This window comes from Cyanobium usitatum str. Tous (assembly GCF_963920485.1).
In the GTDB taxonomy this organism is placed as follows: Bacteria; Cyanobacteriota; Cyanobacteriia; order PCC-6307; family Cyanobiaceae; genus Cyanobium_A; species Cyanobium_A usitatum_A.
Genome location: NZ_OY986431.1, coordinates 1351867 through 1365608 on the forward strand (window position 1 = coordinate 1351867; position 13742 = coordinate 1365608).

Consider the following 13742-nt stretch of genomic DNA (forward strand, 5'->3'; position numbering starts at 1 on the left):
GAGGTCAACAATCGGTTTCAAACAACGAAAGAGCTGAACAAGCGCCGCACTTCGCACATCCGGCGGCCATGGCTTCAGAGCTGATATCCGACTCCCTGAGCCGGGTCGCAACTGCGGAGTAGATCTCCACCATGAAGTCGGTGGATGGAGCGGGGTGGTCCTCGAGGGGAGTCCCCGAGATCGGTACGAAAGGAACCACAAAGGGGTAAACCCCCAGCTCAATCAGCTTTTTGCTGCAGGTGATCAGGGACTCGGCACTATCGCCGAGTCCGGCCAACAGGTAGGTGGAGACCTGGCCGCGACCAAAAACCAGCACAGCCTGCTCGAAGGCCCGGTAGTAGTCGTCGAGGGTGATCTCGGATTTGCCAGGCAGAATCCGGCGCCGTACCTCTGGCTCGACCACCTCCAAATGCATGCCAAGGCTGTCGACACCGGCCTGCTTCATGCGCGAGTACCAGATCGGATCTTCAGGTGGTTCGCACTGCGCCTGGATGGGAATATCCACCAGCTTTTTCACAGCCATGGCGGTTTCCGCCATCATTCGCGCCCCCCGGTCATCGCTGTTCGGGGTGCCGGTTGTCATCACGAGCTGCTTGATGCCATCCAACCGAACGGCGGCTTCTGCGACCTCCGCGATCTGCTCTGGTGTCTTGCGGACAATCGTGCGGGAATCCTCAAGGGATTGCTCGATGGCGCAGAACTGGCAGGAGTCGGTTCGATCGCGGAAGCGAATGCAGGTCTGAAGCAGGGTGGTGGCCAATACATCTCGCCCGTGCAGGAGCGCGATGGATCGATAGGGGGTGCCGTCGGCCGTGGAGAGGCTGTAGAAGGAGGGTTCGCTTGTGACAGCGACGGAACTCAGCGCCTCACTTGCACGGCTGGCGAGTGCGATGCCGCCCTGTGGATCGGCCTCCAAGCTGTATGGGGATGCCTTAGATGCCGCGTTGTAAACGGGCACCATCACGGTGGCGCCATCGATAGTGATAGCCCGGTGATCGGATGGACCGGCGCCTCCACGCCGGCCTTTGTTGCCAGGGAGTGAAGGGTCGGCAACGCCATGCACCTGCAGCTCCGTGATCAAGCGACCCAGTTCAGACATCACTCATCTCCTGGTTGAAGGTCATCAACTCCGTGGCATCTAGCGGCTCAACAGCCATTCCCATGGCAGAAACCTGTGCAGCGGCTGTGTGATTAATGCGAAGGCTCAGCAGATCAGGGCGGCTGTAATGCCCCACGCTGTCCATCATTCGCTTGCGTTTGGTGATCAAGGCACGATCCAGCTCGGCGATGGCGAGCCCTTCGCCATCTGGCAGTGGACCAGCCAGATAGCGCCCCTCGGGGCTGATCACAGCGGTGTGGCAACCACCCTGAAACGCCTTGTGCAGAGAGGTATCGGGCGTGATGGTGCTGTAGTCGTCGGGGTCGAGCCAGGCTGTGGAGCAGATCACAAAGCAGCCGGCCTCCAGCGCGTGATGCCGCATGGTGACGGCCGTCTGTTCGCTGAAGATCGGACCCACCAGAGAGCCTGGGAACTGAGCGCAATGAATCTCCTCGCCCTGGGCCATCAGGGAGAAGCGCGCCAGCGGGTTGTAGTGCTCCCAGCAGGCGAGAGCACCCACCTTGCCGAGGCTGGTGGAAACCACCTTCAGACCAGCTCCATCCCCTTGCCCCCACACCATGCGCTCGTGGTAGGTGGGTGTGATCTTGCGGCGTTTGAGCACGATTTCGCCGTTGGCATCAATTAAGAGCTGGGTGTTGTAGAGACTGCCGCCATCGCGTTCGTTGATTCCCAGTAAGACGTGCATGCCGTATTGACGTGCTGCAGCAGCAATGGCATCCGTTGCTGGACCAGGGACAGTGACAGCCTGCTCATAAAGCGCCAGATGGGAGCGTCCCATCAGCACGGCAGGCTCGACGAACGAGAAGTAGGGGTAATAGGGGAGGAACGTCTCGGGGAAAACGATCAGTTCCACCCCTTCGCCTGCCGCTTCTTCCATGGCCGACAGCACCCGCTGAACTGAGCCTTTAAGGCTGAACAAAACCGGGCGGATCTGAGCTGCAGCAACCTTGATCGTGTTGACCATTTCGGCAGAAGGCGCAGTGAATCAGAGGGTCCAGGTGTCGAGAATGAAGGCATTCTCCTTGCGGTGCATCAACACGATGTCGAGAACATCGAGTGGGTTGACGGGCCGGATTCCAGGCATCAGAGCTCCTTCGCCATGGCCGTAGAGAGCCTGCAATGCAAACCGGCAGGCATACACCTTGCCGCCCTGATCCATGAACTTCTGCAGACGTGCATTGAAGTTGAGATGGCCATCGAAGGCTGCATCACCAAGCTTCGGGAAACCGCGCTGAACGCCAAGCGTGACACCAGGGCCGTAAAGGAGAATCGATGTTTCAAATCCCTTGTTAATCAGGCGACTTCCCTGGAGCAGGTTCACCAGGCCGATCGAGCCCTCGAAGGCCACCGTGTGAAAAGTGATCAGTGCTTTTTCGCCCGGTTCGGCTTTGACGTCGGGAAAGACCTTCTCCTCGTAATCAACCAAAAAATCGCCCGGCTCGTTTGCAGGACGGCTGACAGCAGGCATGAGTGAATGTGAGGACTGGTGCGGCCTGAGCATTGCCTTGTGAGGTGGGGCACAAATGTCGCCGATGCCACCAAACGTGCTTATTCGCTGAGACTCATGTTGCATTGAGCGGTTTCGTGCGCATCGATACAGACATCAACAGTGAATACGTTGAAGATAAAAAGTTGATGTTGCTGCCGCTTTGAACGGATACTCTCAGGCTCGGCATCACAGTGTTGTGGTTGTAGGTGGTGGCCAGGCAGGACTTTCTGTTGCTCATGCACTTCAGAAGCGAGGCGTCACACCAGTGGTGCTCGAAAAGAACAGGGTGGGTTACGCCTGGGATCAACAGCGCTGGGATTCTTTCTGCTTGGTAACCCCCAATTGGCAGTGCCGTCTGCCGGATTTTCCTTATGACGGCCCCGACCCTGACGGGTTCATGGTGAAGTCCGAGATCGTTGCCTATCTGCAGAGCTTCGCAGCGTTTGTCGGCGCTGATGTGCGTGAGGGTGTGAGTGTCGAACGGCTCGTGCACAACGGCACTGGCTACCGCTTATTTACAACTGAGGGAGAGATTCTTGCCGACCATGTTGTGGTGGCCACGGGTGGCTATCACGCTCCTCGCCGGCATCTGGAATCACCGCGTATACCTTCATCAACGCTGCAGCTTGATGCCCGTGAGTACCGGTGTTCCGCGTCCCTGCCAGAAGGTCCGGTTCTGGTCGTAGGTAGTGGCCAATCTGGCGCCCAGATTGCGGAGGATCTGTTCCTCGAAGGCCGTGAAGTTCATCTGAGCGTAGGGTCCGCGCCACGCTCACCCCGGCGCTATCGCGGCAAGGACACGGTGGATTGGCTGGATCGCATGGGCTACTACTCCATGCCGATCGGTCAGCATCCGGATCCGCGAGCCGTGCGCACTAAAACCAACCACTACCTCACGGGACGTGATGGGGGCAGGGAGATTGACCTGCGGACTCGCGCCTTGGAGGGGATGCATCTGCATGGAAGACTCCGCTCGATCACGGCCGATCAGATCCGTTTTGGCGATGACCTGGCGACCAACCTCGACCAGGCCGATGCGGTGTACTGCCGAATCCGAACCAGCATCGACAACTGGATAGCTAAGGAGGGCATCGAGGCCCCGGAAGAAGCTGCCTATTCGCCTTGCTGGCAGCCCGGACCGGGCGAGGATCCGGGTCTCGATCTGCGGTCCCAACCGCTGGCGGCTGTGATCTGGTGCACCGGCTACAGCAGCGATTTCCACTGGATCGACGTGCCTGTGTTTGACGGCTCTGGTCATCCGGCCCATGACCGCGGCATGACCCAGAGCCCGGGTCTCTATTTCCTTGGCTTGCCCTGGCTGCACACCTGGGGCTCGGCCCGCTTCTGCGGCGTGGCTGATGACGCCGAACACCTTGCCAGCATGATCACGCTGCGTCTGCAGCGGCGCGATGCAAGCCAAGAACGGTTGGAATGCACGGCGTTATTGGGGTCTTGATGCTGTCCTGCTGATTCACCACAACCAGGCTCAACCTCTATCTGCCTGCCTGAGAGACCCTGAGGCCATCTGATGCGCTGGCAGAACCTGTGAGGTTCATTCCTCTTTGCAGGATCGGCTGTGCAACGCGCGATCGACCATTGCATTTCACACAAGGATCTGACCGTCTCTTCACGGCGGTTGGGTCACCGGCTCAGGCGAATAGACCTCCATTGCACCTAGAGGGAGGAGCAGCTCAAGGTCCTGATATTTCCCGCATGCCGTCCCCCGATCAGATCTTGCGCAAGCGCGGCTTATTGAGGTGATGCACCGCATGCACCACCACGCCAAACAGCCCTGAGCGATCAAAGACCTCCAGGTCCAAAAGAATTTCTGCCTCTCCTGGCCGCACCGGCTCAAGTAACCACTGCTCCCCCTGCCTCAAGAGCGGCCGCATCAAGAAGCTGCCCTGGTGGGCTACGACGACAACATGGCCGGAGCAGGGTTCCACACTGCGGTCGATCACCATCAGGTCGCCGTCGTTGATCCCGTGCTGGCGCATGCCATTGCCGCTGGCCCGCATGTAGAAGGTGCAGACCGGGTTGGGAATCAGGGCGGCCTGGAGATCCAAACCCTCACCCAACGAGCCCGGGCAGAAGGGCACAGGCTCGCCAATGGGCAGGTCGGCCAAGATCAAACCAGCAGCGGCAGCAGTACAGCTGTTCTACTCCTGGTGAGGCGGGTTGGGCCGGCTCAGCTGCCTGCTTCTGGCCAGGGAACCAGCGTCATATCCCCCACCCTGTTCCAGGTTTTGCATTTGGGATCAGCCAGCCGATAGAGGGCGTTGCCGTCTAGCCCGTTCTTAGTGACGACCAGTACCGGAGCACCAGGCCAGCCGATCCGCCAAAGCTGCTCACCATCGGCCAACACGATCAGATCGCCAGTGGCGGGGTGCTTGAGGTCTGGGGCCATCGCTGCACCGTAGAAAGCCATTGGCGATCGGCTGCCGAGCCGCAGAGCAATCGGTAGGGGCGCGCACGGATCAGTTGCACCTGGCTCCGCGCCAGGCGGGTGGGCACTAGGCCACCAGCTGCTGGCGCAGCGCTTCAAGCGCTTTCTTCTGGGCCCGCTGCGCCGCTAGGCGCACCTCACGGTGCGACACGAACATGGCGCTGATTTGCAGCTGCTCCGCTGCAGCCCTCAGAGAGAGGCCCTCAAGGACGGCGAGCCGCAGGGCCGTGGCTTGCGGCGCAGGCAGCTGATCTACCAGCTGCTCCAGCGCCAGATCATCAGCGGGGCTGGCTGCTTCTTGCTCTGGGCTGGCTAGCTGATCGAGCAGGCACGACTCGCCAGCGGCATGGACATCAAGGCTGATGTGACCCAGGGGGCACTGACCCTGCTCATGCAGCCGGCGCGGAATGCGCACCAGCCGCACCCGATCGCGCAGGTGATGCTGCAAGGCCCCTGAGATGCAGCGGCGCAGATAGGGCTCTGCCGGCTCACCTGCTTTGCAGCGCAGCACTGAACGGAGCAGGGCTTCTCTAGCCACCTGGATCAGATCCTCCCGCTCAACCAAAGGGAAGAAGCGGCGGGCTACAGCTGAGGCAACGGCATCAGCCAAAGGCAGGTGCTGGAGCACCAGGGCATCACGGGCACGGAAAGCAGAGCGGGAAAGCGGGGCAGCCATCTGGGGACGGCAGAGAACCCCACCCCCAACGGCCAGCCGCAGGGATGTGACAAGGAAGCCCCAACGGGGCGCATGGCCCGATCCTTGACGCAGCGCGAGGACAGGACGAGGGATTTAGACGACACCGACCGCACCGACTTCCGCGGTGTGCAGGGCAGCTACGGCCACCGCGTAGCGGGCTGTGTGTTCTGCGCGCTGGAGGGCAGCGGCCGGGTGCTGCTGGAGAACGAGCTGGCGCTCTGCATCGCCGATGCCTATCCCGTGAGCGAGGGGCACAGCCTGGTGATCCCTCGTAGTCATGGGGCCGTCGGCCTAGAGCTGCACCAGCCGGAGTGGAACGCCGTGGTGGAGCTGATGAACTAGAGCCTTCCCCTCCCAAGAACGCCAGAATCTGCCCAAACCCCACAGGAGCACCTTTTGACGCCTTGATCATCTACCTCGCCACCCGGGAGGTGTTCCTCCAGCACGTGCGCGAGCAGCGCATCGAGGAGGAGGTGCGTGAGCGCTACATCGCCATCACCGGACACAAGGTGGCTGCTAACGAATTCCGCGCCTGGCAGAACTCACTCCAGTGCGTGGGCAACGTGCTGCAGTTCAAGGAGATCCCGCGCGAGCTGGGCGTAGCCATCGAGTTCAAAATCCACAACACTGCCAAGCGGATCGATCTGCTGCTTTCCGGCCGCAACGCCAACGGCGCACCGGCGGCTGTGATCGTGGAACTGAAGCAGTGGGAAACGGTGGAGCCCACCGAGCTGGACGGGGTGGTACGCACGTTCTTAGGCAAAGGGCCGCGCGAGACCACGCACCCCTCATATCAGGCGATGAGCTATAGGGCGCTGCTTCGGGGCTTCAACACGGCGGTGGTAGAGCACGGGATCGAGCTGCAGCCCTGCGCCTACCTGCACAACTGCCTCGACGGCAGAGGCCTCACCGATTCCCGCTACCGGCCCTATCTGGAGCAGGCGCCGGTGTTCCTGCGCCACGACAACGCCGCCATGGCGGCCTTCCTGCGCCGCTGCCTTGAAGTGGGCGACCAAGGCCGCACGATTGAGCGGATCCGTGACGGCAAGGCCAAGCCCAGCCAGCAGCTGGCGGATTCCGTGGAGCGGATGCTCAAGGGCAACAGTGATTTTGTGCTGATCGATGAGCAGAAGGTGGTGTATGAGCAGGCCATAGCCCTGGCGAGGCAACTGCGCGAAGGTCGGCACACGGTGCTGCTGGTGCAGGGCGGGCCGGGTACGGGCAAATCAGTGGTGGCGGTGAACCTGCTGGCCAGGATGCTGGGGATGGGCCTGAACTCCCGCTACGTGAGCAAGAACGCGGCCCCGCGGGCGGTGTACCGGGCCAAGCTCACCGGTTCAATGCGCCGCAACGAATACGACAACCTCTTCTGCGGTTCGGCCTGTTTTGTGGGCTGCCCGGAGGGCTTCTACGACGTGCTGATCGTGGATGAGAGCCACCGATTGATGACCAAGACCATCTACGACAAGGCAGGCGAAAACCAGGTCAAGGAGATCATCCACGCCAGCAAATTGGCGGTGTTCTTCCTCGATGAAGACCAGCGCGTCACCTTCGATGACATCGGCAGCACGGCCGAGATCGAGAAATGGAGCCAGTACCACGAGGCGCAGCTGAAGCGTGAGGTGTTGCCGTCGCAGTTCCGCTGTGCGGGCTCCGATGGCTACCTGGCCTGGCTGGATTCCACCCTCGGCATTCGCGAGACGGCCAACGAACGGCTCGACCCCGAAGCGTTCGATTTTCGCGTGTTCGACGATCCAGTAGCCCTGCACCAGGCGATCCGCGACCGCAACGGAGGCAACGGGGCGCGCATGGTGGCCGGCTACTGCTGGAACTGGGCGTCGAAGTATCACCCCAACGCCTGGGACATCGAACTGGAGCCCTGGGGCTACCGGGCCCGCTGGAACCTGAGCAAAGACGGCAGCGTCTGGATCATGAAGCAGGGCACGGTGGAGGAGGTGGGCTGCATCCACACCTGCCAGGGTCTGGAGCTGGAGACGGTGGGCGTGATCATCGGGCCCGACCTCGCCTACAGCGAGGGTTCGGTGGCGACGGTGCCATCCAGGCGAGCGCGCACGGACCAATCACTGAAGGGATACAAGGTGGGGCTGAAGCGGGATCCGCAGGCGATTCGGCTCAAGGCCGATGCGATCATCCGCAACACCTACCGCACGTTGATGAGCCGGGGGATGCGGGCCTGTTATGTGTTCGCCTGTGATCCGGCGTTGAATGACTATCTCAAGCAGACGGCTGGGCAGGTCGGAAGCCACTGATGAGGACAGGCCATTCCCTGACACCCGGCTTCTACGACCAGCTCCTCACCGAGGCCCTCGGCCAGGACCTGGCGGAGCTCCAGCCTGAGCTGCAAACGCTCGATCGCCTCGACCCCGAAGAAGCACCCCAGCGGCTCTCGCGTCACCTCGCTGCGCTATTGCGCAGCGCCCTGGCCAGCCTTCCAGGTGGGCATCCCACTACTTCCCAGTTGGAACTTGTGAATCAGCTGGTGGCCTTGCTGATCGCCGAGGTGCCAAGGGCCGTCGGCCCCGGTGATGCTGTCCACACCAGCGGTCAGAGCCTCAGCCGTATTCGGGCCGCGCCGTTGCTTTCTGGCCAGGCCGAGGCGCTGCGGCCGCTAATCCCCCTGGCTGACAGCACCCTGCTGGTGAACGCCGGCGGCGAACCGTCGGTGGGACAGGCGCTGATCCATGAAATCCCCTCCGCCCAGCAGGTGGACCTGCTCTGCGCCTTCATCAAGTGGAGCGGCCTACGTCTGTTGCAGGAGCCCTTGGCCGAACTGCTGCGTTCCGGCCGATCGTTGCGCGTGCTCACCACCGTCTACATGGGCGCCACCGACCGCCGCGCCCTCGATTGGCTCGTGGCCCACGGCGCCGAGGTGCGCGTCAGCTACGACACCCGCCGCACCCGCCTGCACGCCAAAGCCTGGCTGTTCCATCGCGCCTCTGGCTCCTCCACCGCCTACATCGGCTCTTCCAACCTCTCCACCGCCGCATTGCACGACGGCCTGGAGTGGAACGTGCGCCTCTCCGCCCAAGACAATGAGGGCATCCTGTCCAAGTTCCAGGCCACCTTTGAGAGCTACTGGGAGGAGGGCGAATTTGAGCCCTACCGTGCCAGCGAGATCGAGCAGCGCCGCTTTGATCGGGCCTCAGAGAACGAAACCAGCAGCGACGCCACCCCGCTCAGCTTCTTCGACATCCGCCCCTACGCCTACCAGCAGGAGATCCTCGACAAGCTGTCGGCCGAGCGCAGTCTCCATGGCCGCTGGCGCAACCTGGTGGTGGCCGCCACCGGCACCGGCAAAACCGTGGTCGCTGCCCTCGATTACGCCCGCCAGGCCGGTCCTGATCACCCGACCCTGCTTTTCGTAGCCCACCGGCGCGAGATCCTGCAGCAGAGCCTCGCCACCTTCCGCCAGGTGCTGCGTGATGGATCCTTCGGCGAGCTGCTGGTGGATGGCCAGCGTCCCAGCCAGTGGCGCCATGTGTTCGCCTCGGTGCAGTCGCTCGCGGGGATCGATCCGGCGAACCTGGCGCCAGACACGTTCGACGTGGTGATCGTCGATGAGTTCCACCACGCCGCCTCCGCCAGCTACGAGCGTTGGCTTCACCACCTGGCGCCCGTCCTGCTACTGGGCCTCACCGCCACCCCCGAGCGCACCGGCGGCGAGGACATCCTCCATTGGTTTGACGGCCGCATTGCCGCCGAGCTGCGCCTCTGGAGCGCGTTGGAGCAGGGCCTTCTGACACCCTTCCACTACTTCGGCCTCCACGACGGCACCGATCTCTCGCTGATCGAATGGCGCCGCAACGGCTACGCCACCGAGGCCCTCTCCAACCTCTACACCGCCGACGACGCCCGCCTGCGCCTGATCCTGCGCGAACTCGAGGACAAGGTCACCAATCTGGAGGCGATGCGTGCCTTGGGCTTCTGCGTGAGCGTGGAGCACGCCCGTTGGATGGCCCGCAAGTTCGTGGCGGCCGGCCTTCGCGCCGCCGCGTTGGATGCCTCCAGCCCCCGCGATGAGCGCGCCGAGCAGATCCGGCGCCTGCGATCCGGTGAGCTGCAGATCCTCTTCGCGGTGGATCTCTTCAACGAAGGCCTCGACATCCCCGAGATCGACACGGTGCTGTTCCTGCGACCCACCGAAAGCGCGATCGTGTTCCTGCAGCAGCTCGGCCGCGGTCTGCGCCTGCACCCGTCCAAGAGTTGCCTCACGGTGCTGGATTTCATCGGCCAAGCCCACCGGAGCTTCCGCTACGACCTGCGCTACCGCGCCCTGCTCGGCGGCACGCGCGACCAACTGGAACAGCAGATCAAGGAGGGTTTTCCCTTCCTGCCGGCCGGCTGCAGCCTCCAGCTCGATCGGGTTTCCAGCGAGCGGGTGCTTTCCAATTTGCGCGAATCGCTGCCCACGCGCCGGCCCCAGCTGCTCGCCGAGGCCCGCCTCCTCGGGCGCTGTTCGCTGGAGGGTTTGCTGGAGGGGCTGGGGATGGAGCTGGGGGAATTTTACCGGGTGGCGGGCTCCTGGGCTTTGCTGCAACTGGAGCTGGGGTGGTTGGTGGCGGGGGCGGCCTCGGGTGAGCCCAGCGACGATGAAAAGCGGCTGGGTCGAGGCATCGCCGGCGGCTTGCTGCATCTGGACGACCCAGAGCGACTGCGCTGGCTGGTGGATCAGCTGCGCAGGCCCATCGCCCCCGATCCGGCGGGCTTCGATCCCACCACCGAGCGCAGCTGGCGCATGCTGATGGCCCAGCTCTGGGGCAGTGGCCGCCAACACTTGCCCCTGGCCGATGCCCTGGTGCGGCTTTGGGCTGCCGCCGATCTCAGCGCCGAGCTGGTCGAGCTGTTTGAGCTGCTGCTGGAGCGCACCGACCACCTGGTGACCGCGCTCGACTGGGGCCGCACCGATCCGCCCCCCATCCCCCTCAAACTCCACGGTCGCTATTCCCGCGCCGAGGTGTTCGCCGCGTTTGGGTTGCTAAACGAAGCCCGCCCGTTCCCCGGGCGGGAGGGAGTCTTCGTCGATGAAGCCACCCAGTGCGACGTCTTCTTCATCACCCTCAAGAAGTCTGAGCGCCTCTTCTCCCCCACCACCCGCTACAACGACTACGCCATCTCCCCGTGGGAGTTCCACTGGGAGAGCCAGAGCCTCACCCGCGAAGACTCCGCCACGGGGCAGCGCTACATCCACCACGCCGAGCGGGGCAGCCGGGTGCTGCTGTTTGTGCGGGAGGAGAACAAGCGCGGCGGGGTGACGCAGCCGTTCCTATGTCTGGGCTTTGCCGACTACGTGAGCCACGAAGGAGAACGGCCGATGGCGATTCGCTGGCGGCTGCACAGGGCAATTCCGGCAGCGTTCGTTCCGGAGCTGGCGTTGGCGGTGTGAGGGGGGGAGAGCCCCGCGGCTCAACGTGCCCTAGATCCCCCTGATTCCCGCAGGCTTTTCATCTCATCGTGGGCAACGCCAATCGCAATCCAGTTGTGGCTTCCCAAGACCAGCACTCTCATTGGTTCTCTGATTTCCCGGGCGCGAAATACCGCTAATGGCTTGGCCTTAGTTGCCCGCGTCAGCCACTTCGCCCCATAAACCAAAATTTTCTAGAGCTATGGCTGACCTCTCCCAGATTCACCAGGCCCTGGTTGAGGACTACCGCGAGTCCTTTGTGATTGCAGCCGGCCAGCTGCTCGCCCAGCCCAGCTGGAACCTGGAGGCCACTGTGGTGCTGATGCACCTAAACAGCGGCGGAGTCACGATCGGGCCGGTACGCAGCCTTCCCCTATGGCTGGAACACCTCCCGCCTGAGCTCGATGTCTTCGTGCGATTACAGGAGCAGGGGGTGAGCTTTGAGGCGGCCTATGCCCAGTGCCTGGCCGAGCAGGGGCAGGAGTTTGTCGATGCTTGCGAAACCGCCAAACAGAACAAACCGCTGGTCACCCACGACAACCTGGCCGAGCTCACGGCTCTCTCCCAGAAAGGCTTTGCCCGGGAGCCCCGCGAGCTGCTGGCAATAGCCCAATGGTCCGACCATGTCAGCGGCTTTTTGGTCTCCTGCGAGCCTTACCGCTGAGTAGAAAGAGAAGGCCTCCAGCTATCAGGCGCACTCCTCTTCTGGGCTGCCTAACGGAATCAGCTTGATCTCGAATTCATCGCCGGGCTTGAGTTTGAGCCGTTACAAGGGATGGCGTTTAACGTTGGCTAGTTGCTCCATGCAGTCAGCGCGGGGCGCTGCCGCCATGACCCCTGCCGATTACGCCACTGAACAGCCCGAGGCTCCCTTCTCCGTGCGCCGCAGGCAGCGCGGGGGACGTCGCATCGTGCAGGTGAGCAGCTCGCTCAGCGCTATGGATGCTCTGCGGGCACGGATCCGTTCCCAGAGCAAAGCGGTGGCAGAGCACATCGCCACCGATGCGGAGGCCAGTGCCTTCATTGCCGACTGGGCCACGCCTGAACCCCTCAACCGCTGAAGACAGGCGTGGACTTGCGGGCTGGGCAGATCATCACCGTTGATTGGCGCAAAGATCCAAACGACCCTGGGCTGGGCCCTCAGCCTCCGGAGCCCAACAAGCTCCGGCCAGCTGTCGTCGTGCAGGACTGCGAGCTGTTTGACCCTGCCTATCCAACAGTGCTGGTGGTGCCGATGACTGGCGACCCCTCGCTGGCTATAGCCGATCTGACTGTCGTGCTCCAACCCAACAGCACCAACGGCTGCAGGAAGGTGAGCTATCTGCTGCCACAGAACCTGACCTGTGTGGCCAAGACTCGCATCACAGATGCCACCGAATGCTGCGTGACTACCACCGAGCTGCAGCAACTCCGCCAGCTGGTTGTATTGGTGATCGGGGGCTTCTCTTGAAGAGCGGCAAGGAGTTCAACCGAGGAGCAGCTCACTCCTCTTCTGTGCTGCCCAGGGGGACGAGCTTGATCTGCTTTTTGCCCAGCTTGATCTCGAACTCATCGCCCGGCTTGAGGTCGAGCATGGCGGTGTAAGCCTTGCCCACCATGAGATTGCCGTTGAACTGGATCTTGGTGGTGTAGCTCAGCTTGCGGCCACCCTTGCCAGTGCTCCGGCCGTCGCTATCTGTTCCAAGGTTCACTCCCTTGGCATTTAGCAGTGCCTCGTAGAACGCAGTGAAGTTGAGGCGCTCGCTGCCATCTTTTTTAGTGCTCAAGTAGCCGCACTCGCGCACCAGCTCAGATTTAGAGACATCTCCGAGTTCCTTGACTTTGGAGAGCAGTTCGGGGCCGGTAAGCATGAAAACATTTGGATTGCCTTCTCAACATACCAAACCCACATGCTGTGTCAATCCGCTACTTCTGCAGGCAATATTTTGCTTCTGCTGTCTTCCATAGCAACCAGTAATGGAGCTACGCGATATGGAAAAAGACGACTGTCAGCGGAGTGCTTCACAGGCTTTTCCATTTCCATCTCCGTCTAGATAGCTGTGCCATTGACGCAGTAGCTCCTGGGCTTTGGCATAGGAGCTGATCTCGCTGCAGCGGTAACGGCGGCCGCCTGGTGTTGTGCCATCAGGAATAACGGCTGAGCGGCGACCTCGCCGGAAGTCCCACGGCCGGGTGATGCCGCCTTGCACCTGCCAGATCCCATAGCGGCGCCGGCTGGCACGGTATTCCGCGTCCAGATACTCCTTGGCATCGCAGCCGCTCAGGTACTGCCGATACGCGAATGCCTGACCGTCTTCCACCAGCGCCAGGTTGATGTTGATGTCAGAGATCACCTCGGCAACTGAGCGGCCGTAGCGATCGGTGGTTTTGATCTTGAGGCTTACATCCCTGCTGATCGGTAGGCGCTGCTGCAAATACGTGCGGGCCTGCTGGCCGTATGGGCTTTGGGCCGTCTCTGGGGCATCAATGCAGGCCAGGCGCACGGTGAGGGCCTTGCCCGCCTGACGCACGCGGATGGTGTCGCCGTCGCCGATGGAGAGCACGGTGGCAGCCATGTTCTGAGCGCCC

The 13742-nt window shown here is 62.4% G+C and carries 15 protein-coding genes; 7 read left to right on the forward strand and 8 right to left on the reverse strand.

Going from position 1 to position 13742, the window contains the following annotated elements; all coding sequences use genetic code 11:
- Positions 1-4 precede the first annotated feature (4 nt).
- From U9970_RS07385 to U9970_RS07395, 3 genes are read right to left on the reverse strand one after another with little or no spacing between them, the layout of a single operon-like run.
- A complete protein-coding gene (locus U9970_RS07385; protein WP_322763676.1) occupies positions 5-1099 on the reverse strand; it encodes an MSMEG_0568 family radical SAM protein in 1095 nt (364 codons plus the stop codon).
- Positions 1092-2084 (reverse strand): Nit6803 family nitrilase, encoded by a 993-nt coding sequence (locus U9970_RS07390; RefSeq protein WP_322763677.1) that lies wholly within the window; start codon positions 2082-2084, stop codon positions 1092-1094. Before U9970_RS07390 ends, U9970_RS07385 begins: the two co-directional genes overlap by 8 nt.
- 21 nt (positions 2085-2105) lie before the next feature.
- Complete coding sequence (locus tag U9970_RS07395) at positions 2106-2588, reverse strand: MSMEG_0572/Sll0783 family nitrogen starvation response protein (RefSeq protein WP_322763678.1); 483 nt, start codon at positions 2586-2588, stop codon at positions 2106-2108.
- Between the two features lie 181 nt (positions 2589-2769).
- Here U9970_RS07395 and U9970_RS07400 point away from each other — a divergent pair, with 181 nt between their 5' ends.
- The gene (locus U9970_RS07400) at positions 2770-4065 is read left to right on the forward strand and encodes an MSMEG_0569 family flavin-dependent oxidoreductase (protein ID WP_322763679.1); all 1296 of its coding nucleotides are present in this window, start codon (positions 2770-2772) and stop codon (positions 4063-4065) included.
- Between the two features lie 271 nt (positions 4066-4336).
- Here U9970_RS07400 and U9970_RS07405 read toward each other — a convergent pair whose 3' ends face one another.
- The 3 genes from U9970_RS07405 to U9970_RS07415 all read right to left on the reverse strand — a co-directional run bounded on the left by U9970_RS07405 (position 4337) and on the right by U9970_RS07415 (position 5731).
- Positions 4337-4735, reverse strand: a complete 399-nt coding sequence (locus U9970_RS07405; protein ID WP_322763680.1) for a LexA family protein — start codon at positions 4733-4735, stop codon at positions 4337-4339.
- 62 nt (positions 4736-4797) lie between these two features.
- Positions 4798-5037 carry a hypothetical protein gene (locus U9970_RS07410; protein WP_322763681.1) on the reverse strand — a complete coding sequence of 80 codons (240 nt, stop codon included), beginning with the start codon at positions 5035-5037 and terminating at the stop codon, positions 4798-4800.
- Between the two features lie 85 nt (positions 5038-5122).
- Positions 5123-5731 carry a sigma-70 family RNA polymerase sigma factor gene (locus U9970_RS07415; protein ID WP_322763682.1) on the reverse strand — a complete coding sequence of 203 codons (609 nt, stop codon included), beginning with the start codon at positions 5729-5731 and terminating at the stop codon, positions 5123-5125.
- A gap of 72 nt (positions 5732-5803) precedes the next feature.
- Here U9970_RS07415 and U9970_RS07420 point away from each other — a divergent pair, with 72 nt between their 5' ends.
- From U9970_RS07420 to U9970_RS07445, 6 genes are all read left to right on the forward strand, one after another.
- Positions 5804-6094, forward strand: coding sequence for an HIT family protein (locus U9970_RS07420; protein ID WP_322763683.1), 291 nt, complete (start codon positions 5804-5806; stop codon positions 6092-6094).
- A 62-nt stretch (positions 6095-6156) separates the two neighbouring features.
- Positions 6157-8022 (forward strand): DUF2075 domain-containing protein, encoded by a 1866-nt coding sequence (locus U9970_RS07425; protein ID WP_322763684.1) that lies wholly within the window; start codon positions 6157-6159, stop codon positions 8020-8022.
- Positions 8022-11156: a DUF3427 domain-containing protein gene (locus U9970_RS07430; protein ID WP_322763685.1), complete on the forward strand. Its 3135-nt coding sequence runs from the start codon at positions 8022-8024 to the stop codon at positions 11154-11156. The genes U9970_RS07425 and U9970_RS07430 overlap by 1 nt, the downstream gene beginning before the upstream one ends.
- A 220-nt stretch (positions 11157-11376) precedes the next feature.
- Positions 11377-11838 (forward strand): hypothetical protein, encoded by a 462-nt coding sequence (locus tag U9970_RS07435; RefSeq protein WP_322763686.1) that lies wholly within the window; start codon positions 11377-11379, stop codon positions 11836-11838.
- Between the two features lie 139 nt (positions 11839-11977).
- Positions 11978-12235 (forward strand): hypothetical protein, encoded by a 258-nt coding sequence (locus U9970_RS07440; RefSeq protein ID WP_322763687.1) that lies wholly within the window; start codon positions 11978-11980, stop codon positions 12233-12235.
- 8 nt (positions 12236-12243) lie between these two features.
- Complete coding sequence (locus U9970_RS07445; protein ID WP_322763688.1) at positions 12244-12624, forward strand: type II toxin-antitoxin system PemK/MazF family toxin; 381 nt, start codon at positions 12244-12246, stop codon at positions 12622-12624.
- Between the two features lie 31 nt (positions 12625-12655).
- On the opposite strand, the gene U9970_RS07450 is transcribed toward U9970_RS07445, so the two are convergent.
- Both U9970_RS07450 and U9970_RS07455 read right to left on the reverse strand, forming a co-directional pair.
- Entirely contained in the window at positions 12656-13024 is a 369-nt protein-coding gene (locus U9970_RS07450; RefSeq protein WP_322763689.1) for an AbrB family transcriptional regulator, read from the reverse strand.
- A 138-nt stretch (positions 13025-13162) separates the two neighbouring features.
- The gene (locus U9970_RS07455) at positions 13163-13729 is read right to left on the reverse strand and encodes a thermonuclease family protein (protein WP_322763690.1); all 567 of its coding nucleotides are present in this window, start codon (positions 13727-13729) and stop codon (positions 13163-13165) included.
- Between the last annotated feature and the right edge of the window lie 13 nt (positions 13730-13742).